Raw genomic sequence first — 19,869 nt, 5'->3', positions numbered from 1 at the left:
GCGCAAAAGTTCCCAGGTTAGCGGCCTGTCCGAGCAGTCAGTTTTTTTCCGGCCAGTTGCCATCTTTCTCTGAACTATTCAAAAACGCCTCGGGTCACACCCATTAGCCATCACTGGAACGGCCGTTTCAAATGGGCCAACAGCGCTGGTCGCCAGCCAGGCGTCACGGCGCCAGAACCGGGATGGATTTTGATGTTTTCCAGGAGTTACCCAATGGAGTTGAAGACCATGAAGATCAGCACAGCCAAATCCTCGTTCACTTCTCTGCGCGGGCTGAAACTGGCCGCGCTGGCCCTCGCGAGCAGCATGGTCCTGGTCGGTTGCGCCGGGAACCCACCTTCCGAGCAGTACGCCGTCACGCAGTCTGCGGTCAATAGCGCAGTCAGCGCCGGAGGCACTGAGTTCGCCGCGGTGGAAATGAAGTCTGCACAAGACAAGCTCAAGCAAGCCGAGATTGCCATGCACGACAAAAAATACGACGAGGCCCGGCGCCTGGCTGAACAGGCCGAGTGGGACGCCCGTGTCGCCGAGCGTAAAGCCCAGGCCGCCAAGGCCGAGCGAGCGCTGAAAGACTCGCAGAAAGGCGTTCAGGAACTGCGTCAGGAAGGCATGCGCAGCGTGCAGTAAGCCGCCGCTGATTCCCACGTACTCGTAAATGATTGAAAGGACGAACACTATGCGCAAACAACTGATGATCCCTGCCCTGCTGGCCATGAGCGTAGCCCTGGCGGCGTGCTCCACCCCACCTAACGCCAACCTGGAAAACGCCCGTACCAACTTCTCCGCCCTGCAGGCCAACCCGCAGGCCAGCAAGGTCGCCGCCCTGGAAACCAAGGATGCCGCCGACTGGATGGACAAGGCCGACAAAGCCTACATGAACAAGGAAGATGAGAAGAAAGTCGACCAACTGGCCTACCTGACCAACCAGCGGGTTGAAGTGGCCAAGGAAACCATCGCCCTGCGTACCGCCGAGGCCAAGCTCAAGGACGCCAGCGACCAACGCGCCCGGGCCATCCTCGAAGCCCGTGATGCGCAGATCAAACAACTGCAGCAAAGCCTCAACGCCAAGCAGACCGATCGCGGCACGCTGGTGACCTTTGGCGACGTGCTGTTCGCCACCAACAAATCCGACTTGAAATCCAGCGGACTGATGAACATCAACAAGCTGGCGCAGTTCCTCCAGCAACACCCGGATCGCAAGGTCATTGTCGAGGGCTACACCGACAGCACCGGCAGCGACGCCTACAACCAGTCGCTGTCCGAACGCCGCGCCGGCTCGGTGCAGATGGCGCTGATCCGCATGGGTGTCGACCCAGCGCGCATCGTCAGCCAGGGTTACGGCAAGCAATACCCGGTGGCGGATAATGGCAGCGTGTCCGGCCGGGCCATGAACCGTCGCGTGGAAGTGACCATTTCCAACGACAACCAACCCGTGGCACCGCGCTCGGCTGCCAACAACTGATCGAGCGTTCTGCTTTATATAGGCCCATCAACCAAAACGCCGCTGACCTCTTCAGGTCAGCGGCGTTTTTTTATGCGTGGGTGCCTGTGGTAGCCGGCTTACCGGCCAACAGATCACTGCTCCAGCTGTGGCGTCTCCTGCCCCATGCAGCGCACCGCCTGCTTCTTCTTGTTCACCAGCACCCCGGTCAGGCCCTTCTGCTGGGTGTCGAACAGCACCAGCACGCCATCGATACACTGGGCCACCTCATCGGCCGGTTGCAGGGAAATCTTGTAGTCCTCGCCAGGCACAGTCTTGAGCATGGTGAAGTCGCTGAGCAGCAAGGCATCCTCCGGCTTGGCGAAGTGCAGGTAACCGTAGTACCACAGGCTGCCCACGGTAACGATGATGCTGCAGATACCGGTGATGATCATTGGAATGGCGTTGCGTTCTTCACTCATTGCGGACTCTCTGGAGGTTCAACTGCTGAATTCGGGGTCGCCGGGTAATTGGGGATTTCCCCCAGGCGGCGCAACCCGTCGAAATGCTGCGGATCATCGAGGTAGCGCAGCATCACGCGGCGCCAGGTCGGATCGGCAAAGGTTTGTACATGCCCGCCGCGGGTCAATTGCAGGACCCTGGGCGGGGGCGCAGCTTGATACAGACGGATGCCATTGGAAAGGGGCACGATCGGATCGTCGAGGCTGTGGTAGATCAGTTTCGGCACTCCGGTCAGGCGCGGCATGAAGCGGATTGCACTGTCGGCGTCGGGTACCAGCCACGACAAGGGCACCTGAAACGGCCAGGTCAGCCAGGAGGTACCCAGGGCATAACGACCGACATCGCGGTAACTGGCGGGCACGCCATCAAACACGACAGCCTTGAGCCGGGCCTGACGCTCCGGGTGCTCCACCAGATAGTGAATGGCCAGCGCGCCGCCCAGGCTCTGCCCCAACAGGATCAGCGGCTTGCCCTGCACTTGCGGGGCCTGATCCAGCCATTTGAACGCGGCATCCAGATCCTGGTAGATCGCCGGCAGCCTCGGCGCGCCCTCAGACAGGCCATAGCCGCGATAGTCCAGCAGCAGCACTTGATAGCCCTGTTCCGGCAGCCACCAACTGCCGCCCAAGTGCCAGGCCAGGTTGCCACCGTTGCCATGCAAGTGCAGCACCGTGCCCTTGAGCGCCACGCCCGGCTTGGCCGGCAGCCACCAGCCATGCAGCTTGAGGCCGTCGGCGGTGGTCAGGGTCACGTCACGGTATTCGAGCTTGGCCCGCTCAGGGGTAAAGGGCAGACCGGGTTCGGGATAGAACAGCAGCGAGCTGCAGCCCTGCAGGCCCAGTAGCAGGGCAAAGGCCGCGCAACGCCTGACGAGCCAACTCATCCATGGCTCCCGGTCACAGGCTGCGATCGAACACAAGCCAGGCCTGCTCGCAGGGATCGCCGAAGGCCTTGCGGGCCGCTTCGCCGCCTGCGGCAGCGACGACAGGTGTCTGTGGATACGTCCATGTGCGCCCCCGAAAAGAGTCAAAGGATATTGGAGTAGTCCGCCTCGATCCGGTCCAGGCTCAGGTGGTTGAGAAAGTTGGAGAAACACATCCAGGCCGACAGTGCGTTCATGTCGCGAAACTGTTCGGGCAGGTATTTGGGCGCTACCACCAGGCCTTCATCCACCAATTGGCGCAAGGTGCGCATGTCTTCCAGGGTGGTCTTGCCGCAGAACAGCAAGGGAATCTGCTCCAGCTTGCCCTTGCGCACGGCCAGCTGAATGTAGTTGTAAACCATGATAAAGCCCTTGAGGTAGGACAAGTCTTTGGTAAACGGCAACCCGTTGGGCACCGAACCGCGGAACACCCGGCTGGCGTTGCCGTAGCTCTCGGCCATCTCGAAGCCTTGTTCGCGGAAGAACTCGAATACCTGCAGGAAATCCGCGCCCTCCTCCACCATGTGAATGGCCCGGGTGCGGTTGGTCAGCTTGCGCAAACGGCTGGGGTAGGAGGCAAAGGTGATGATTTCCATCAGGATCGCCAGGCCTTCCTGGGTCACCGTGGACGAGGGCGGGCCCTTGGCCAGGAAGGTGCAGATCGGCTGGTTCAAACCATTGAGGGTGGTGCCGACATGCACCAGCCCTTCATGGACTTCCAGGGCCCGCACATCGCGCTCGTTGAACATCGCGTCGCTGCGGATCTTGATGTAGTCGGCACCCGCCGCCGCGTCGGCGACGATGCCGTCGGATTCAAACACACGGATGGTTTCCTCGGCCTCGCCAAACACCTTGTTCAAGCGATGTTGCAGCAGGCTCACCGTTTCCTTGGCGCAGAGGGTCTTGGGTTCGTCCTTGAGGTCGCCTCGGCCGTCAATGTTGTTCAAATAGTCGGACATCATCAGCCCGAGATCGGCCAGGGTCGGATCGCCCGCATGGAAAGCGTCGGAAGCGGCGCCGTACAATTCCTGGGAGATCAAGCCGAAATCACCGGTGCCGCGAGCTTCGAGCATGCGCACCACCATGCGGTATTCCTTGCACATGCGACGCATGATCTGCCCCACCGGGTTGAACTGGCCCAGTTGCCGGGTAATGTCACGCTCGATGTTCTGGAACTCCAGCTTCACCGCGCCAGCGTCGAAAGACAGCGGCCGTCCTTCGTAATAAGCGCGATCCACCGCCGGCATTTCCTTGCCCTTGGCCTTGAGAAAGCCATTGCGGATGTTTTCATCCCACTTCACCGCATCCAGCACACGAATCGGTGTCTGTGCCAGCACTATGCGATCGGACAAAGTGCGTATCGTCTGCTGGTAATCGTCCACCCGAAATTCCTCTTTAAACCGCTATGGCACGTGACTACTTGGCGGCTCGCTGGAAACGCGCCGCCTCGACGAAGACGTCGGAATTGGCCGGATCGTCCAGATAGGCAAACACCTCGGACAGCGGGCTGTCGATCAGCACGCCCTCGCCGGCATCGCTACTGAACGACTGGCCACGCAGGGTGTTTTGTTCAAGGGCTTGATTGATTTGCTCCAGGTCCAGGCTATAGAGCACCAACTCATGCTGGTCGTTGAGTTCAAAGCCAGCCAGGGCGAAATGCCCGCCGAAGCGGTCCGGCACGGCTGCCGACAAGTACCAGCGATTGCCGTGGCGGGCCACGGTGAACTCATAAATGTCGCGCATCCGCGATTGGCCGTTGCCGTTGCCGTTGCTGATGGCCTGGTAGCGGTTGCCGGGCAGACGCTTGAGGTGCAGGTTCAGCGGCTCCCCCCAAGCGTTCTTGCTGGTCCACTTGCCCAGCAGCGTAGCCGGCGCGGCCTGCTGCGCCGGCAGCGGCTCTTTGAAGGACACCAGGCAACCGCCCAGCAGGAGAAACGACAGAGCCATCAGCACGCGCCAGACTTTCATGCAACTCTCCTATGAACACCCCAATGACTGGAACGAGCCGCCCACCCGTGACCTCAGACGGAGGCCAGCACCAGATGCATGTAGCGGGTGAGGATGCCGAGCATCTCTGCTTCACTCATGGGCGCGGCACCGTCGAGCAGGCCTTGATATTCCATCTGGCCGATTATAGACGTCAACACTTTGGCATCTTGCTGCGGTTCACGAGAGCCCAAGACCTGGAAGAACTGGCAGGTGCCGTGCAGAAGGATCTGCTGGTGCGAACGCACCAGTTGCGCCAGGCGCGGATTGAGCAGCGCCTCCTGACGAAACGCCTGCTCGGCCATCAGGTGCTCACGGCGGTTGTGCAACTGGCGCTGCACATAATCGGCGGTGAGCCGGGCGATATCGTCGGCCAGTTGCGAGCGCGACGCCGGGCTGCCATCACCGTAGGCCACCATCTCGCGCAACAGCCCTTCATTGTTGGCCCACAGCTTGCCCATGAACGCCGCGCTACGTTCGACGTACTGGGCAAAGGTATCGGTGAGCAGGTCATCGATATCCTTGAAGTAATAGGTGGTGGCCGATAACGGCACACCGGCTTCTGCGGCCACGGCGCGATGGCGCACGGCCCGTACACCGTCACGCACGACAATGCGCATGGCGGCATCGAGAATGTCCTGTCGACGCTGTTCACTGCCCTGCCGGCTGGCCTTGCGGCCCTGGTACTGAACACTTTCAGCCACCGCAGTGGCGATGCCAGCTGCACCTTCTTGAGCAATTGCACGGTTCACGACAGGTATTCCCTCTTAAAAATCACACAGAATCAGAAGCGGTACGTCAGTTCCAGCCAGACAATAAAAAGCCGCCTGTCAAAGGCGGCTTCTTATTCACGACATTTAAGCTTGTGGCCGCATGTGCGGGAACAGGATCACGTCGCGGATCGACGGCGAGTTGGTCAGCAACATCACCAGGCGGTCGATGCCGATGCCTTCGCCGGCGGTGGGCGGCATGCCGTATTCCAGGGCACGGACGAAGTCGGCGTCGTAGTGCATGGCTTCGTCGTCGCCGGCGTCCTTGTCCGCCACCTGGGCCATGAAACGCTCGGCCTGGTCTTCTGCATCATTGAGCTCGGAGTAGGCATTGGCGATCTCGCGGCCACCGATGAACAGTTCGAAGCGGTCGGTGACGTTGGGGTTTTCGTCGTTGCGACGGGCCAGCGGCGACACTTCGAACGGGTACTGGGTGATGAAGTGCGGCTGTTCCAGCTTGTGCTCCACCAACTCCTCGAAAATCATCACCTGCAACTTGCCCAGGCCTTCGAAGCCCAACACCTTGGCCCCGGCCTTCTTGGCGATGGCGCGCGCCTTGTCGATGTCGTTCAGATCATCGGCTGTCAGCTCAGGGTTGTACTTGAGGATCGAATCGAACACCGACAGGCGGGCGAACGGCTCGCCGAAGTGGAACACCTTGTCGCCGTACGGCACGTCGGTGCTGCCCAGCACCAACTGCGCCAGTTCACGGAACAACTCTTCGGTCAGGTCCATGTTGTCTTCGTAGTCGGCGTAGGCCTGGTAGAACTCCAACATGGTGAATTCAGGGTTGTGGCGAGTCGAAACGCCTTCGTTACGGAAGTTGCGGTTGATCTCGAACACTTTCTCGAAACCACCAACCACCAGACGCTTGAGGTACAGCTCAGGCGCGATACGCAGGAACATTTCCATGTCCAGCGCATTGTGGTGGGTTTCGAACGGCTTGGCCGCGGCGCCGCCAGGAATGGTCTGCAGCATCGGCGTTTCGACTTCGAGGAAGTCGCGCTTCATCAGGAAGCTGCGGATGTGGGCAATCACTTGCGAACGCACGCGAAAGGTCTGGCGCACGTCTTCGTTGACGATCAGGTCAACGTAGCGCTGGCGGTAACGCTGCTCGGTGTCGGTCAGCCCGTGGTGCTTGTCCGGCAGCGGGCGCAAGGACTTGGTCAGCAGGCGCACGTGGGTCATTTCAACGTACAGGTCGCCCTTGCCGGAGCGGGCCAGGGTGCCTTCGGCGGCAATGATGTCGCCCATGTCCCAGGTTTTCACCGCGGCCAGGGTCTCTTCGGACAGGGTCTTGCGGTTGACGTAGACCTGGATGCGACCGGTCATGTCCTGGATCACCATGAACGAGCCACGGTTGAGCATGATGCGACCGGCAACCTTGACCGGGATTGCAGCCTCCGCCAGCTCTTCCTTGGTCTTGTCGGCGTACTGCTTCTGCAGATCTTCGCAGTAGTTCTCGCGGCGGAAGTCGTTCGGGAAGGCATTGCCCTTGGCACGCTCGGCAGCCAGCTTTTCCTTGCGCAGGGCGATCAGGGAATTTTCTTCCTGTTGCAGGGCTTGCGGGTCGAGTTGTTGGTCGCTCATGTCTTTAAATATTCCATCACAGGTTCGTTGCCCCCGGCCCGCGGCCGAGGATCGCCGGGCAAGGACTAGGCGTCCCCCCGGCTCCTACAGGATCGTGTTGAATCAATCCTGTATTGCATGCCTTACAGGCCTGATTTCAGGCTGGCTTCCAGGTATTCGTCGATGTCGCCGTCGAGCACCTTGTCGCAGTCGCTGCGCTCGATGTTGGTGCGCAGGTCCTTGATCCGCGACGCATCGAGCACGTAGGAGCGGATCTGATGCCCCCAGCCGATGTCAGACTTGGTGTCTTCCAGGGCCTGGGAAGCCGCGTTGCGCTTCTGCATTTCCATCTCGTACAACTTGGCCCGCAACATTTTCATCGCGGTGTCCTTGTTGGCGTGCTGGGAACGCTCGTTCTGGCAACTGACCACGGTGTTGGTCGGTACGTGGGTAATCCGTACGGCCGAGTCGGTGGTGTTTACGTGCTGACCACCGGCACCGGAGGAGCGATAGGTATCGATCCGCAGATCGGCCGGGTTGATCTCGATTTCCACCTTGTCATCGATCTCCGGCGAGACGAATACCGCGGAAAACGACGTGTGGCGACGGTTGCCGGAGTCGAACGGACTCTTGCGCACCAAACGGTGGACGCCGATTTCGGTACGCAGCCAGCCAAAGGCGTATTCACCCTTGATGTGCACGGTCGCACCTTTGATCCCGGCGACTTCACCGGCCGACAGCTCCATGATGGTCGCGTCGAAACCGCGTTTGTCGGCCCAACGCAGGTACATGCGCAGCAGGATGTTGGCCCAGTCCTGGGCTTCGGTACCGCCGGAACCGGCCTGGATGTCCAGGTAGGCGTTGTTCGGGTCCATTTCGTGACTGAACATGCGGCGGAATTCTAGCTTGGCGAGGTTTTCCTCGAGGCGGGCCAGTTCAGCGATAACATCGCCCACTGCGCCTTCGTCGTCTTCTTCGACGGCCATGTCCAGCAGATCGCGGCAATCGGCCAGACCAGCGTTCAATTCGTCCAGGGTTTCGACGATCTGCGCCAGTGCAGAGCGCTCGCGGCCCAGCTCCTGGGCGTATTCAGGTTTGTTCCAGACACTCGGATCTTCAAGCTCGCGATTGACCTCGGTCAGACGCTCATGCTTTTGATCGTAGTCAAAGATACCCCCGAATAGTTTCGGAGCGCTCGGACAGGTCCTTGATGGTGTTCAGGATCGGGTTGATTTCCATGGGGGGCGGCACTCGTTGGCGAACTTTTGAAAGCCGACGATTATAACGGAATCACTGGATCACGGCAGCCCGCTTAGCGGTTCCAGGGGCGAATCAATCATCTAATTTTGCCGTCAGCGCCAGCGCAATCCAGGTGCACGCCGAGTTTTATCCCAGGCGCGCACCGGTGGCGGCTTGACTGGCAACGCCCGCACTGCCGCCAAGGGAAGCTTGAGGCTGGTCAAGGCTGTACAATCGCCCGCCGAGATCACGAGCAAGCCACGGCCCCATGGAAAGATCACTCAGCAACGCCGAGATCGAAGACATCCTGCGCAAGGAACGCCGAAACTGGAGAGGCGTCCAGGCTTTTTTCGCCGTGTTGTTCAGCGCGCTGGCGTTTATGCCGCTGATGGGAATCTGGCTGGTGATCTCACCGGCGCTGGCCTGCGCCCTGGTAGTGCCCTGGCTTGTTTTCCTGTGGTGGTGGATCTACTACCGCACCCGAATGCTGGTGGATGAGGTCGGTGAGCGAACCCAATGGCTGCAAGCCAGGTTCAGCTGTCGCTGGGTCAACGCCCACAGGTGCGGCTACATGGACTACCGCTTTGGCAACTACCCGATTGCCCCTAGCAACTTGTTGAACAACTGGTTCATCGACAAGACACTGAACACCTACACCACCTACCGCATTGAAGCGGTGAAGCTCACCTGTCGGCACACCGCGAGCTACAGCTACTACCTGTTCAGAGACACCCTGGTGGAAGTTGCGCAGGATCAGACGCCCGCCACGGACATAGCCGACGTCTAGAGCGCACGCTGAAAGGGCCTACTCGATCCCGACTTGATTGCGACCGTTGTGTTTGGCCAGGTACAAGCCCTTGTCCGCTGCCGAGATCAACTGCCGACAATGACTGTTGGGCTGTGGGGTAACGGTGGACAAGCCAATGCTGATGGTCAGGCTGGCACCTTCCACCGGCGCAATATGCGGGATCTTCAGGGCTTCGACGGTCTGACGCAGCTTCTCCGCCACCAGCCGCGCCCCGCCCGGCGAGGTATTGGGCAGTACCAGCACGAACTCTTCGCCGCCGTAGCGCGCCGGCAGGTCCGAGGGCCGGCTGCTGGCTTCACGAATCGCCGTGGCCACCTTACGCAAGGCCTCATCGCCCTCCAGATGGCCAAAAGTGTCGTTGTAGGTCTTGAAGTAATCGACGTCGATCATCAACAACGACAATTGGCTCTGCTCGCGCATCGCCCGGCGCCACTCCAGTTCCAGGTATTCATCGAAGTGCCGGCGATTGGACAGCCCGGTCAGGCCATCGGAGTTCATCAAGCGCTGCAACACCAGGTTGGTGTCCAAGAGCTGCTGCTGGCTGACCCGCAGCGCCCGGTAAGCGGCGTCGCGCTGCAACAGGGTCATGTAGGAGCGCGAGTGATAACGGATGCGCGCCACCAGCTCGATGTTGTCCGGCAGTTTGACCAGGTAGTCGTTGGCCCCGGCGGCAAAGGCCGCGCTCTTGATCAACGGGTCCTCCTTGGTGGAGAGGACAATGATCGGGATGTTCTGGGTCGCCGGATGATTGCGGTATTCACGTACCAGGGTCAGGCCGTCCAGGCCGGGCATCACCAAATCCTGGAGGATCACGGTCGGCTTGATGCGGATCGCCTGGGCAATCGCCTGATGAGGATCGGCACAAAAGTGGAAGTCGATGTTCTCTTCATTCGACAACCCCCGCCGAACCGCCTCGCCGATCATCGCCTGATCATCCACCAGCAACACCATGGCGGCGTTTTCGTCAGTCTTGAATTCATCGAGCTGTAAATCATTCATGGGTTGTCACCTGAATTGCTACCTGGCCAGGACAGCTGCGTTTATCGGTCATTTGGCAAATATCTCCAGCAAACGTGGAGCGATCTTGTCCAGTGGGCGAATCTCTGCAGCGGCGCCGATGGCAGCCGCCGCCTTGGGCATGCCGTACACCGCGCTACTGTTCTGATCCTGAGCGATGGTCAGATAACCCTGATCACGCATCAGCTTCAAGCCTTGGGCGCCGTCACGGCCCATGCCGGTCAACAGCACCCCTACCGCATCACCATTCCAGTAACTGGCGACACTCTCGAAAAACACATCGATGGAGGGCCGGTAGATCTCGTTCACCGGCTCGGCGGTATACGCCAGGGTGCCGTTTTTCAACAGACGGATGTGGTGGTTGGTGCCCGCCAGCAATACCTTGCCGTTTTGCGGCGGCTCACCCTCTCGGGCCAGGCGCACCTCCAGGCCGGAGGCGCTGCTGAGCCATTCGGCCATGCCTGCGGCAAACACCTGGTCGACATGCTGGACCAGCACGATGGCGGCGGGGAAGTCCCTTGGCAAGCCCTTGAGCAGCATTTCCAGGGCCGCCGGGCCGCCTGCGGAGGAGCCAATGGCCACCAGACTCTGGCGTGGCGCACCGCTGCGCAACGGCTGCGGCGCGGAACGTACCCGGCTACCGCGCTGGCCGATCAACCAGCCAATATTGAGGATCTTGCGCAACAGCGGCGCCGCCGCCTCCTGGGCATTGCCCGCCCCCAAAGCCGGTGTGTCCACCACATCCAGGGCGCCGTGCCCCATGGCTTCGAAGACCCTGTGCACGTTCTGCTGACGGTCGACGGTGACAATCACGATGGCGCATGGCGACTCCGCCATGATCCGCCGTGTCGCCTCGACACCGTCCATCACCGGCATGATCAGGTCCATGAGAATCAGATCCGGGGTCAGCTCGGCACAGTATTTGACCGCGTCGGCCCCATTGGTCGCGACCCACACCACTTCGTGGCTGGGGTCGAAAGCCAAGGCACGACGCAAGGCCTCCACCGCCATGGGCATGTCGTTGACGATTGCGATCTTCATGCCCGCGCGCCTCCAATCAGCTCCACCACCGCATCGAGCAGAGCGTCGTCATGGAAGCTGGCTTTGGCTAGATAATAGTCGGCACCGGCGTCCAGCCCACGACGCCGGTCTTCCTCGCGATCTTTGTAGGACACCACCATCACTGGCAGCGATTGCAGACGATTGTCACGGCGCAAGAGTGTGACCAATTCAATTCCATCCATTCGCGGCATGTCGATATCGGTGATCAACAGATCAAAACTGTCCGAACGCAGGGCATTCCAGCCGTCCATGCCATCCACCGCCACCGCCACGTCATAGCCCCGGTTGATCAGCAGCTTGCGCTGCAACTCGCGCACTGTCAGCGAATCGTCGACCACCAGAATACGTTTGCGCGCAGCCAATGCATGCTGCTGGTGTTGTCCGGCAATGCGCTCCAGGCGACCGGTATTGAGCAGTTTGTCCACCGATCGCAGCATGTCTTCCACATCAACGATCAACGCCACTCGGCCGTCATCAAGCAAGGCTCCGGCGGAGATGTCCTGGATCTTGCCCAGGCGCTCGTCCAGGGGCAGCACCACCAGGGTGCGCTCACCGATGAAGCGCTCCACGGCGATTCCGTACATGGCGTCGCGTTCGCGAATCACCACCACTTTCAGAGTCGGCGCGCTGTTCGCGGTGGTCGGGCGCTGCAACAACTGGCTGGCCGCCACCAGGCCGACGTGCCGCCCCTCATGCCAGAAGTGCTGGCGCCCTTCCACCTGCACAATCGCCTCGGGCGCCAGGTCGCACATGCACTCGATATGGGCCAGCGGGAAGGCATAGGCCTCGTCGCCAACCTCCACCACCAGGCTGCGCACCACCGACAGGGTCAACGGCACTTCCAGGTGGAAGCGACTGCCCTGGCCGCAGGTCTGCTCCAGCAGCACCGCCCCGCGCAATTGGCGCACCATGTGCTGCACCGCATCCAGACCGACACCGCGCCCGGATACTTCGGTGACCTTGTCCCGCAGGCTGAAGCCCGGCAGGAAGAGGAAGGTCAGCAGCTCTTCTTCACTGAGCTGCGTAGCAGTCTCGGCCGGTGACAACTGGCGCTCGACAATGCTTTGACGCAGGCGCTGCAGATCCACACCGTTACCGTCATCACTGAGTTCCAGCATCAAGAGGCCGGCCTGGTGGGACGCCCGCAGGCGAATCACCCCTTGTGCCGGTTTGCCGGCCAGCAAACGCTGCTCGGGCAATTCGATGCCGTGGTCGACGGCGTTGCGCAACAAATGAGTCAGTGGCGCTTCTAGCTTTTCCAGCACGTCGCGATCGACTTGGGTTTTTTCGCCCTCGATCTCCAATCGCACCTGTTTGCCCAGGCTGCGCCCCAGATCGCGAACCATGCGCGCCTGGCCACTGAGCACGTCGGCAAACGGCCGCATGCGACAGGCCAGGGCCGTGTCATACAGCACCTGGGCACGCTGGCTGGCCTGCCAGCCGAACTCATCGAGCTCGGCGGTTTTCTCCGCCAGTAACTGTTGCGACTCGGCCAGCAAGCGCCGCGCATCTGCCAGGGCTTCCTGAGCCTCCAGGCTCAGCGCATGCTCCTTGAGGTGCAGGTTGAGGTTTTCCAGGGCCGTCAGGCTGTTGCTCTGAATCCGCTTGAGACGCTGCATCGTGGCCAGGTAAGGCTTGAGCCGCTGGGTTTCCACCAGCGACTTGCTCGACAGGTCCAGCAGGCTGTTGAGGCGCTCAGCGGTCACCCGCAACACTCGCTCGCCGCCTTCCGTCATGCGCTTGCCTGGGCGCGTGGCGCTCGCCAAGGAATCCTGGACGGCTTCGCTGGACTGCGACTGGGGCTCGGGGTCTGGCTCGCCCAGTGGCTCCGGCGCCGTGTCGAGCGCAACCGTCGGCTCAGACGAGGGAACCGCCGCCCTCGGGGCCTGCGGGCCCTGAGTCAACAACCCCTCCATCAACGCCACATAGACCGGGATGTCCGGCGCGACGGTGGCCGCGCCGCCCGGCGTAGCAATGCGCATCAACAGGTCGGTGCCCCGCAACAAGGTATCAATGTGCTCTGGCTGCAGGTACAAACGCCCTTCCTGGGCGCTGACCAGGCAATCTTCCATCACATGGGCGACGCTGACCCCAGCATCGACTCCGACAATCCGCGCCGCCCCCTTGAGGGAGTGGGCGGCGCGCATGCAGGCCTCCAACTGATCAGCCTGGGTCGGGTTGCGTTCCAGGGCCAGCAGCCCGGCGCTGAGCACCTGGGTCTGGGCCTCGGCTTCCAGGCTGAACAGTTCCAGCAACGAGGCATCGCGCATTTGATCGGGGGTCATGTCAGGCTCCGGGTCACAGCCAAGAGCAATTGCTCTTCGTCCAGCAAACGCAGGCTGCGGCCCTGCCATTGCAACACGCCGCGGGTGAACTTGGCATTGGCTTGTTCACCGGAAAGCGACGCGCCGCCGAGAATCCGCTCGTCGATGGCGTGGATGCCCTGCACTTCATCCACCGGCACCACCACCGGCCCACCCTCGGCGCCGATGATCAGCATCCGGGGCATGATCCGGCCCGCGGCGGCGGGGGCAAGGGTTGGGTCCAGGCCCAAGAGTTCGGTCAAAGACAGGCAGGCCACCAACGCCCCACGCACATTGGCCACGCCCAGCAACGCCCGCGAACGCTGGTGGGGCAAGGAGTGAATCGCCTCCAGCGGGGCCACCTCCAGCAGACAGCGGGTCGCCAGAGCCAGCCATTCCTCGCCAAGGCGGAACATCAGCAGCGAACGGGTCACCAGATCAGTGGCAGCCTCCTGCGCCACCGATTGTTCCCGGTCCTCCTGACGCAGCGAGTAGCGATCCAGCAGGCTCGTGGCAGCCGCGGAATACACCGAGCAGTTACGGCAATGGATGTGTTCGACGAGCAGCGGGCAGGACCTGTCGCCGTGGATACCGATGCGGTTCCAGCAATCATCGATGGCCTGCGCATCTTCGCGGGTCACGCCCAATGAATAGGAATGGCTCATCGTTTCAACTCATGGTCGGCAGTGCGCATGCTGCGGGCAGCGCGCTCCTGCAATCGTTGGGCTCCGGCGACATCGCCCTGGGACGCCAACAGCGCCGCCAGGTGCGCCAGGGCTTCAGGGTGCTGCGGCGCCAGGTACAGGGCCTTGCGATAGAAACCCTGGGCTTCCAGGGCATTGCCGGCCACATCACTGAGCAGCCCCAGCCAATAGAACACCTGGGCCACCGGTTCATGCTGTTGCAGATAGCCTTCACAGGCTGCGCGGGCCTCGGCGCTTTTACCTTCGTTGGCCAGACTGGCGATGTGCGCCAGCAGGCTCGCCGCGTCATTGACCGCCGGCGCACTGGCCGGCACGGAAGCGGTCGCAGACCGCGCGGCAAATGGCCGCTGACGCGGTGCCGGGGGGAGCACCTTGCGAGAGGGCAGCGGCAAGGACAAGGGCACGGGTTGCGGCAGAAGTACGGCAGGCGGTTCGGGTTCGCTGTAACGGCTGAAAGCAAAGGACTGCGCAATGCCAATCGAGCGCATGCCCAGACGCCCCAACAGGCTGCCCTCGGCAGGGCCGATGAACAGCACCCCGTCTTCATGGGTCAGGCGCTTGAGCACTTCGAACACTTGGCGCTGGGTCGGCTGGTCGAAATAGATCAGCAGGTTGCGGCAAAAGACAAAATCAAAGGGCGGCTCGGCGGCCAGCAGTCCCGGATCCAGTACATTACCCACCTGCAGCCGCACCTGTTCGCGGACCCGCTCGCTCAAAAGAAAACGCTCGCCCTCGGCGCTGAAGTGGCGCTCACGAAACGCGGTGTACTGACCGCGAAAAGAGTTCTTGCCGTAGCTCGCGCCGCGGGCTCGTTCCACCGACAACGGGCTGACATCCAGGCCATCGACCTTGAACTGATGGGGTGCCAGCCCAGCGTCGAGCAGGGCCATGGCGATCGAATAGGGTTCTTCACCGGTGGAACACGGCAGGCTCAGCAGGCGCAAGGCGCGCATGCCCTTGATCTGTGCCAGCCGGGCCTTGGCCAGCTTGACCAGGGTGGCGAAGGACTCCGGATAACGGAAAAACCAGGTCTCCGGAACGATCACCGCCTCGATCAGCGCCTGCTGCTCATCCCGGGAACCTTGCAAGGTGTGCCAGTACTCATCGCTGCTCACGCCATCCAACGCGTTACAGCGCTGGCGCACCGCTCGCTCGATGATCGCCGAACCCACGGAGGCGACATCCAGGCCGATACGCTCTTTGAGGAAATCGAAAAACCGTTGCTCGCCGCTCATGGAGACTCCTCAAACGACGCCGGGTCCAGGGGGACCGCCGGAAACAGCAACTCACGCACCTCACGGCCCAGCAGGTCATCGACCCGCACCCATTGCAGCAATCCGTGGGCATCTTCACGCACCGGCCCCAGGTACGGCGCCTCGCGGTTGTCCAGGCCATAAGGCTGAAATTGCGCCGGGTCGCAACGCAAGGTGTGGTTAGCCTGCTCCAGCAGCAAGCCCAACACCCGGGGCCGCTGCCCGGCCGTGCCGCGGTAGTGCACCAGCACCAGCCGGGTGCTGGTGCGCAATTGCGCCGCACGGCCAAAGGTCAACTCACACAGGTCAATGACCGGCACCACCTGGCCACGGTAAGCGAACATCCCGGCCACCCAGGACGGCGCCTGGGCAACGGGTTTGAGCGGCAGGCGCGGCAACACTTCCACCACATCGACAGCCTGCAACGCATAGCGCTCCTCGCCAATGTGAAATATCAGGAACAGCAATTTTTTTGCCCCGACTGCGCCACTGCGCTTATGTGCGAACTCATCCATCAGACTTTGAAACGCGAGACGCCACTGCGCAGGCCTACGGCCACCTGGCTCAGCTCATCAATGGCAAAGCTGGCTTGGCGCAGGGACTCGACCGTCTGGCTGCTGGCATCCCCCAGTTGCACCAGGGCGTGATTGATCTGCTCGGCGCCGGTGGCCTGAGCCTGCATGCCTTCGTTGACCATCAACACCCGTGGGGCCAGCGCCTGGACCTGATGAATGATCTGCGACAGCTGCTCGCCCACCTGCTGCACTTCGGCCATGCCGCGGCGCACTTCCTCGGAAAACTTGTCCATGCCCATGACCCCCGCCGACACCGCCGACTGGATCTCGCGGACCATCTGCTCGATGTCGTAGGTGGCCACCGCGGTCTGGTCAGCCAGGCGTCGCACTTCGGTGGCCACTACCGCAAAACCGCGGCCGTACTCGCCAGCCTTCTCTGCCTCGATGGCCGCGTTAAGCGACAGCAGGTTGGTCTGATCCGCCACCTTGACGATGGTCACCACCACCTGATTGATGTTGCCGGCCTTCTCGTTGAGGATCGCCAGCTTGGCGTTCACCAGGTCCGCCGCGCCCATCACCGAGTGCATGGTGTCTTCCATGCGCGACAAACCCTGCTGGCCGGAACCGGCAAGCACCGAGGCCTGATCGGCGGCGCTGGAGACTTCGGTCATGGTGCGTACCAGATCTCGCGAGGTCGCGGCAATTTCCCGCGAGGTGGCGCCGATTTCCGTGGTGGTCGCGGCGGTTTCGGTGGCGGTGGCCTGTTGCTGCTTGGAGGTGGCGGCGATTTCGGTCACCGAGGTGGTGACCTGTACCGACGAGCGTTGGGCCTGGGATACCAGGGCGGTGAGCTCGCTCATCATGTCGTTGAAACCGGTCTCCACGGCACCGAACTCGTCTTTGCGATCCAGGTCCAAGCGGCTGCTCAGATCGCCGGTACGCATGACATCGAAAATTTCCACGATGCGCTTCATCGGCGCCATGATCGCCCGCATCAACAGCAGGCCACACAGCCCGGCAGCGAGAACCGCCAACAGCAACGACACGCCCATGCTGACCTTGGCCGCGGCCACGGCATCATCAATGGCGACGATCGCGGAATCAGCGACCGCCTTGTTCTCTCTGATGATGTCGTTGAGTTTCAAGCGCCCCACCATCCAGGCCGGGGTCAATTGTTCGTTGAACAGGCGGATCGCCTCGGCGTCCTGCCGACGTTGATGCAGATCGAGCACCGCAGCCTGGATGCGGTTGTACTCCTGATGGTCCTTATAGAAGGCATCGAACTCGCTCTCGTCCTCGCGAGTGTTGATGGTCTGCTTGTAGTTGTTCATCTGGGTCTGCAGCTCTTGCTCGAAGACCTTGAAGTCCTCCTTGTCCTCGGAGCTGATGGCCTGATTTTGCTTGAGCCCGATGATTTCCTGGGTCTGCAGGTAACTGTCGACCCAGGCACTGCGAATCATCGAACTGAAATAGACGCCGGGCACCGCGTCATTGCGCATGCGTTCCTCGCCGGCCTCGATCTTCAACAGCCGTGAGTACGAGACGACGACCATCAACAGCATGATGGCGATAATCACCGCAAAGCTCGCCAAAATGCGTTGGCGCAACGTCCAGTTCTTCACAGTCAGTCCTCGAGGCCATTCAAAAATGGGGGGAGTATAGCCGAGGACGATGCAGGTTTTATGGGTGGTTTAGCGACACCATCGGCACTTTTCACACATCTGCTGATCCGCTCTGGATGGCCGCTTAGGGGGCTTTTTCCGGACTAAAAAGGCATTTCGGCAAATCTGCCAGACAGAAACGCCATCCTTGGCGGGAGGCAGAATCGAGACGGGCTCACAGACCGCTCTGACGCACCTGATTTTCCAGTTCGGCCTTGAGCCCCGGGGCCAATTGCAGTTGTCGCGCCAGCTCGTCCAGATAGGCCTTTTCCATGAAATGCTGTTCATCGACCAACATCACGCTGGCCAGGTACATCTCGGCGGCCATCTCCGGCGTGCTGGCCGCTCGGGCCACATCCGCCGGGTCCAGGGGTTTGTTCAGCTCACGGTGTAACCAGTCTTGCAAGTGCGGATCGTTGTCCAGCTTGCGGAACTCGCCCTCGATCAGTGCCCGCTCGCGCTCGTCCACATGCCCATCGGCCTTGGCCGCCGCCACCAACGCCTTGAGGATCGCCTGGCTGTGCTGCTCCACCTGCGGCGCCGGCAGCCGATCGAGGGTCTGCGGCTCGTTGCGTGGGGCCGTGCCCTGCTGCGCCTGCCAGTTACCGTAAGCCTTGTAGGCCAGTACCCCGAGGGCCGCCAGCCCCCCATAGGTCAGGGCCTTGCCGCCGAACTTGCGGGCCTTCTTGTTGCCCAGCAGCAAGCCCATGGCGCCGGCCGCCAAGGCGCCGCCCCCCGCCCCGGACAACAACCCGCCCAGGCCGCCGAACTTGCCACCGAGCAAACCGCCAAGAGCACCCGGATCGCTCTTGGCCGCGTCCGTCGCCGTTGCCCCCGTCTTGTTCTGCAGCAACTCCTGGCCGGACCTGAGTAATTGATCGAGCAATCCGCGAGTATTCATCTACGGCCTCCGGAACATTAAGTGTCACGCCGACACATCAGGCCATAAGCCTAGAGAGAAGTGCCCTGACCCAGGCAGGGATAGTGCTTCTGAATGTTGCTTTCGCCGAAGCGCGACATCCACGGAACACGGCATCGGTTCAGCCATAAAGCGCACTGATCAGCCCTGTAAAGCGAGCCGGCTTGCACAGCCCCCCAGGCAGACAGCGTTGACGCCTTGCCAGACTGGATAAGCCCCCCCAGTTACGGCACTATCGCCGCCTGAAAGCCCGGCACCGCTGACCGGAGTTGCTCAAGCCCCTCCGGCAGCAAGGATGCGCCCCATGCCACGACCTCCTCCCTCCATCGCCCACGAGTGCCGCCCATGAGCCTGGACGCCGTAAGCCGTTATCACCTGATACGCATCATCACCGGCCTGGTGCCCCTTTCCCTGCCGGCGCCGCTGTTCTATCTGGCACATTTCTGGGGCATATCGGTGTATCGCAGCCACTTCGGTTCCATCGCCAAGGGCTTCGGCCTGGGAATCATGGTGGAACTCCTGCTCCAATTGCTGATCCTCGTCAGCGTGCTGGTGGCCCTGGTGCCCAAGCTGAAGGCCAAGCTGGGCCTGGTCGGCGCCCTGGTGCTGTTTACCGCCTGGGCGATGTTTCCCGACCATCCGATACGTGGCTACATCTATTGCTTCCTGATGAGCGTGCCGCTGCTGCTGGCAATCTGGCTGGCGCAGTGGCTGTGTCGATTGTTCGCCCCTCAGGAGAGCGTCCATGGCTGTTGAGCGTCAAAGCATTTCGCCAGTCGGAGCGCTGCTCCTGCTGGCCCTCGGCAACCCTTGCCTGGCCATGACACTGGATGAACAGTTCGCCAACCTCGCCACCTGCGGGATCGAAAACGTCTACCTCGACCCCAACGATCACCAGCCCCAGGGCGAATACTTCGTTGAGCGCCAATTGCAACCCTGCGAACTCGACGAAGCCGCTCGCTACTGCATCGACGACACCTACCAGGGCCTGGCAGTACGCGCAGTACTGATCCCTTACAGCGGTCCATTTTCGGTGCACGCCCTGTACCTCAAGGACAGCGTTGCAAGCGTGCGCCGGCGCCTGGGGCGGACATTTTTCGGCGACGGGCGCCAGCGTCCGCTGCTGAGCGTCGACCGCCAGCACCCTGGCGGCTCAGTGCTGTATTGCGACCCGCAAAGCCAATGACCCCACGACCGCC

20 protein-coding genes are annotated in these 19,869 nt (G+C 61.7%); 5 read left to right on the top strand and 15 right to left on the bottom strand.

Features of this window, described 5'->3' with window-relative positions:
• The first annotated feature begins 213 nt into the window (after positions 1-213).
• Entirely contained in the window at positions 214-627 is a 414-nt protein-coding gene (locus PLD_RS20945; RefSeq protein ID WP_159896073.1) for a DUF4398 domain-containing protein, read from the top strand.
• 49 nt (positions 628-676) lie between these two features.
• The gene (locus tag PLD_RS20940) at positions 677-1,462 is read left to right on the top strand and encodes an OmpA family protein (protein WP_159896071.1); all 786 of its coding nucleotides are present in this window, start codon (positions 677-679) and stop codon (positions 1,460-1,462) included.
• Between the two features lie 113 nt (positions 1,463-1,575).
• Here the strand turns inward: PLD_RS20940 and PLD_RS20935 are convergent, their stop codons facing one another.
• The 7 genes from PLD_RS20935 to prfB all read right to left on the bottom strand — a co-directional run bounded on the left by PLD_RS20935 (position 1,576) and on the right by prfB (position 8,428).
• Positions 1,576-1,902: a hypothetical protein gene (locus PLD_RS20935; RefSeq protein WP_011059491.1), complete on the bottom strand. Its 327-nt coding sequence runs from the start codon at positions 1,900-1,902 to the stop codon at positions 1,576-1,578.
• On the bottom strand, positions 1,899-2,825 hold the full coding sequence (locus PLD_RS20930; RefSeq protein ID WP_159896069.1) for an alpha/beta hydrolase: 927 nt from the start codon (positions 2,823-2,825) through the stop codon (positions 1,899-1,901). The genes PLD_RS20935 and PLD_RS20930 overlap by 4 nt, the downstream gene beginning before the upstream one ends.
• A gap of 143 nt (positions 2,826-2,968) precedes the next feature.
• Positions 2,969-4,246 (bottom strand): flavohemoglobin expression-modulating QEGLA motif protein, encoded by a 1,278-nt coding sequence (locus tag PLD_RS20925; protein WP_159896067.1) that lies wholly within the window; start codon positions 4,244-4,246, stop codon positions 2,969-2,971.
• A 34-nt stretch (positions 4,247-4,280) separates the two neighbouring features.
• Positions 4,281-4,832, bottom strand: coding sequence for a hypothetical protein (locus PLD_RS20920; RefSeq protein WP_159896065.1), 552 nt, complete (start codon positions 4,830-4,832; stop codon positions 4,281-4,283).
• A gap of 53 nt (positions 4,833-4,885) precedes the next feature.
• Complete coding sequence (locus tag PLD_RS20915) at positions 4,886-5,602, bottom strand: TetR/AcrR family transcriptional regulator (RefSeq protein WP_159896063.1); 717 nt, start codon at positions 5,600-5,602, stop codon at positions 4,886-4,888.
• A gap of 105 nt (positions 5,603-5,707) precedes the next feature.
• Complete coding sequence (lysS, locus tag PLD_RS20910; protein WP_159896061.1) at positions 5,708-7,210, bottom strand: lysine--tRNA ligase; 1,503 nt, start codon at positions 7,208-7,210, stop codon at positions 5,708-5,710.
• Positions 7,211-7,332: 122 nt separating this feature from the next.
• A protein-coding gene (gene prfB / locus PLD_RS20905) for a peptide chain release factor 2 (protein ID WP_159896059.1) occupies positions 7,333-8,428 on the bottom strand; the annotation gives its coding sequence in 2 pieces (ribosomal slippage) (positions 7,333-8,355 and positions 8,357-8,428; 1,095 coding nt in all).
• Positions 8,429-8,696: 268 nt separating this feature from the next.
• On the opposite strand from prfB, the gene PLD_RS20900 reads away from it, so the two are divergent.
• Positions 8,697-9,215 carry a hypothetical protein gene (locus PLD_RS20900; RefSeq protein WP_159896057.1) on the top strand — a complete coding sequence of 173 codons (519 nt, stop codon included), beginning with the start codon at positions 8,697-8,699 and terminating at the stop codon, positions 9,213-9,215.
• 18 nt (positions 9,216-9,233) lie between these two features.
• On the opposite strand, the gene PLD_RS20895 is transcribed toward PLD_RS20900, so the two are convergent.
• The 8 genes from PLD_RS20895 to PLD_RS20860 all read right to left on the bottom strand — a co-directional run bounded on the left by PLD_RS20895 (position 9,234) and on the right by PLD_RS20860 (position 18,652).
• Positions 9,234-10,235, bottom strand: a complete 1,002-nt coding sequence (locus tag PLD_RS20895; RefSeq protein WP_159896055.1) for a PleD family two-component system response regulator — start codon at positions 10,233-10,235, stop codon at positions 9,234-9,236.
• 48 nt (positions 10,236-10,283) lie between these two features.
• Complete coding sequence (locus tag PLD_RS20890) at positions 10,284-11,294, bottom strand: chemotaxis response regulator protein-glutamate methylesterase (RefSeq protein WP_159896053.1); 1,011 nt, start codon at positions 11,292-11,294, stop codon at positions 10,284-10,286.
• Complete coding sequence (locus PLD_RS20885; protein ID WP_159896051.1) at positions 11,291-13,600, bottom strand: hybrid sensor histidine kinase/response regulator; 2,310 nt, start codon at positions 13,598-13,600, stop codon at positions 11,291-11,293. The genes PLD_RS20890 and PLD_RS20885 overlap by 4 nt, the downstream gene beginning before the upstream one ends.
• Positions 13,597-14,283 carry a chemotaxis protein CheW gene (locus PLD_RS20880; protein ID WP_159896049.1) on the bottom strand — a complete coding sequence of 229 codons (687 nt, stop codon included), beginning with the start codon at positions 14,281-14,283 and terminating at the stop codon, positions 13,597-13,599. Before PLD_RS20880 ends, PLD_RS20885 begins: the two co-directional genes overlap by 4 nt.
• Positions 14,280-15,557 (bottom strand): protein-glutamate O-methyltransferase CheR, encoded by a 1,278-nt coding sequence (locus tag PLD_RS20875; protein ID WP_159896047.1) that lies wholly within the window; start codon positions 15,555-15,557, stop codon positions 14,280-14,282. Before PLD_RS20875 ends, PLD_RS20880 begins: the two co-directional genes overlap by 4 nt.
• Positions 15,554-16,090, bottom strand: a complete 537-nt coding sequence (locus PLD_RS20870) for a chemotaxis protein CheW (RefSeq protein WP_159896045.1) — start codon at positions 16,088-16,090, stop codon at positions 15,554-15,556. The genes PLD_RS20875 and PLD_RS20870 overlap by 4 nt, the downstream gene beginning before the upstream one ends.
• Positions 16,090-17,712: a methyl-accepting chemotaxis protein gene (locus tag PLD_RS20865; protein ID WP_159896043.1), complete on the bottom strand. Its 1,623-nt coding sequence runs from the start codon at positions 17,710-17,712 to the stop codon at positions 16,090-16,092. The genes PLD_RS20870 and PLD_RS20865 overlap by 1 nt, the downstream gene beginning before the upstream one ends.
• Before the next feature lie 214 nt (positions 17,713-17,926).
• Positions 17,927-18,652: a tellurite resistance TerB family protein gene (locus PLD_RS20860; protein ID WP_159896041.1), complete on the bottom strand. Its 726-nt coding sequence runs from the start codon at positions 18,650-18,652 to the stop codon at positions 17,927-17,929.
• 363 nt (positions 18,653-19,015) lie between these two features.
• Here PLD_RS20860 and PLD_RS20855 point away from each other — a divergent pair, with 363 nt between their 5' ends.
• Both PLD_RS20855 and PLD_RS20850 read left to right on the top strand, forming a co-directional pair.
• The gene (locus PLD_RS20855; protein ID WP_159896039.1) at positions 19,016-19,426 is read left to right on the top strand and encodes a hypothetical protein; all 411 of its coding nucleotides are present in this window, start codon (positions 19,016-19,018) and stop codon (positions 19,424-19,426) included.
• Positions 19,416-19,856, top strand: coding sequence for a hypothetical protein (locus PLD_RS20850; RefSeq protein WP_159896037.1), 441 nt, complete (start codon positions 19,416-19,418; stop codon positions 19,854-19,856). The genes PLD_RS20855 and PLD_RS20850 overlap by 11 nt, the downstream gene beginning before the upstream one ends.
• The last annotated feature ends 13 nt before the right edge of the window (positions 19,857-19,869 follow it).

Origin of the sequence: Pseudomonas sp. LD120 (assembly GCF_009861525.1) — a bacterium.
Taxonomy (GTDB): domain Bacteria; phylum Pseudomonadota; class Gammaproteobacteria; order Pseudomonadales; family Pseudomonadaceae; genus Aquipseudomonas.
Note: the sequence above shows the minus strand (reverse complement) of the source record. Positions and strands in the feature narration are given on the sequence as shown.

What these genes read in the sequence shown, in the direction of transcription:
- PLD_RS20920 (WP_159896065.1), bottom strand. Translation starts at nt 4,832, where the DNA reads ATGAAAGTCTGGCGCGTGCTGATGGCTCTGTCGTTTCTCCTGCTGGGC.
- PLD_RS20890 (WP_159896053.1), bottom strand. Translation starts at nt 11,294, where the DNA reads ATGAAGATCGCAATCGTCAACGACATGCCCATGGCGGTGGAGGCCTTG.
- PLD_RS20945 (WP_159896073.1), top strand. Translation starts at nt 214, where the DNA reads ATGGAGTTGAAGACCATGAAGATCAGCACAGCCAAATCCTCGTTCACT.
- PLD_RS20895 (WP_159896055.1), bottom strand. Translation starts at nt 10,235, where the DNA reads ATGAATGATTTACAGCTCGATGAATTCAAGACTGACGAAAACGCCGCC.
- lysS (WP_159896061.1), bottom strand. Translation starts at nt 7,210, where the DNA reads ATGAGCGACCAACAACTCGACCCGCAAGCCCTGCAACAGGAAGAAAAT.
- PLD_RS20930 (WP_159896069.1), bottom strand. Translation starts at nt 2,825, where the DNA reads ATGAGTTGGCTCGTCAGGCGTTGCGCGGCCTTTGCCCTGCTACTGGGC.
- PLD_RS20880 (WP_159896049.1), bottom strand. Translation starts at nt 14,283, where the DNA reads ATGAGCCATTCCTATTCATTGGGCGTGACCCGCGAAGATGCGCAGGCC.
- PLD_RS20875 (WP_159896047.1), bottom strand. Translation starts at nt 15,557, where the DNA reads ATGAGCGGCGAGCAACGGTTTTTCGATTTCCTCAAAGAGCGTATCGGC.
- PLD_RS20855 (WP_159896039.1), top strand. Translation starts at nt 19,016, where the DNA reads ATGAGCCTGGACGCCGTAAGCCGTTATCACCTGATACGCATCATCACC.
- PLD_RS20885 (WP_159896051.1), bottom strand. Translation starts at nt 13,600, where the DNA reads ATGACCCCCGATCAAATGCGCGATGCCTCGTTGCTGGAACTGTTCAGC.
- PLD_RS20860 (WP_159896041.1), bottom strand. Translation starts at nt 18,652, where the DNA reads ATGAATACTCGCGGATTGCTCGATCAATTACTCAGGTCCGGCCAGGAG.
- PLD_RS20900 (WP_159896057.1), top strand. Translation starts at nt 8,697, where the DNA reads ATGGAAAGATCACTCAGCAACGCCGAGATCGAAGACATCCTGCGCAAG.
- PLD_RS20870 (WP_159896045.1), bottom strand. Translation starts at nt 16,090, where the DNA reads ATGGATGAGTTCGCACATAAGCGCAGTGGCGCAGTCGGGGCAAAAAAA.
- PLD_RS20940 (WP_159896071.1), top strand. Translation starts at nt 677, where the DNA reads ATGCGCAAACAACTGATGATCCCTGCCCTGCTGGCCATGAGCGTAGCC.
- PLD_RS20850 (WP_159896037.1), top strand. Translation starts at nt 19,416, where the DNA reads ATGGCTGTTGAGCGTCAAAGCATTTCGCCAGTCGGAGCGCTGCTCCTG.
- PLD_RS20935 (WP_011059491.1), bottom strand. Translation starts at nt 1,902, where the DNA reads ATGAGTGAAGAACGCAACGCCATTCCAATGATCATCACCGGTATCTGC.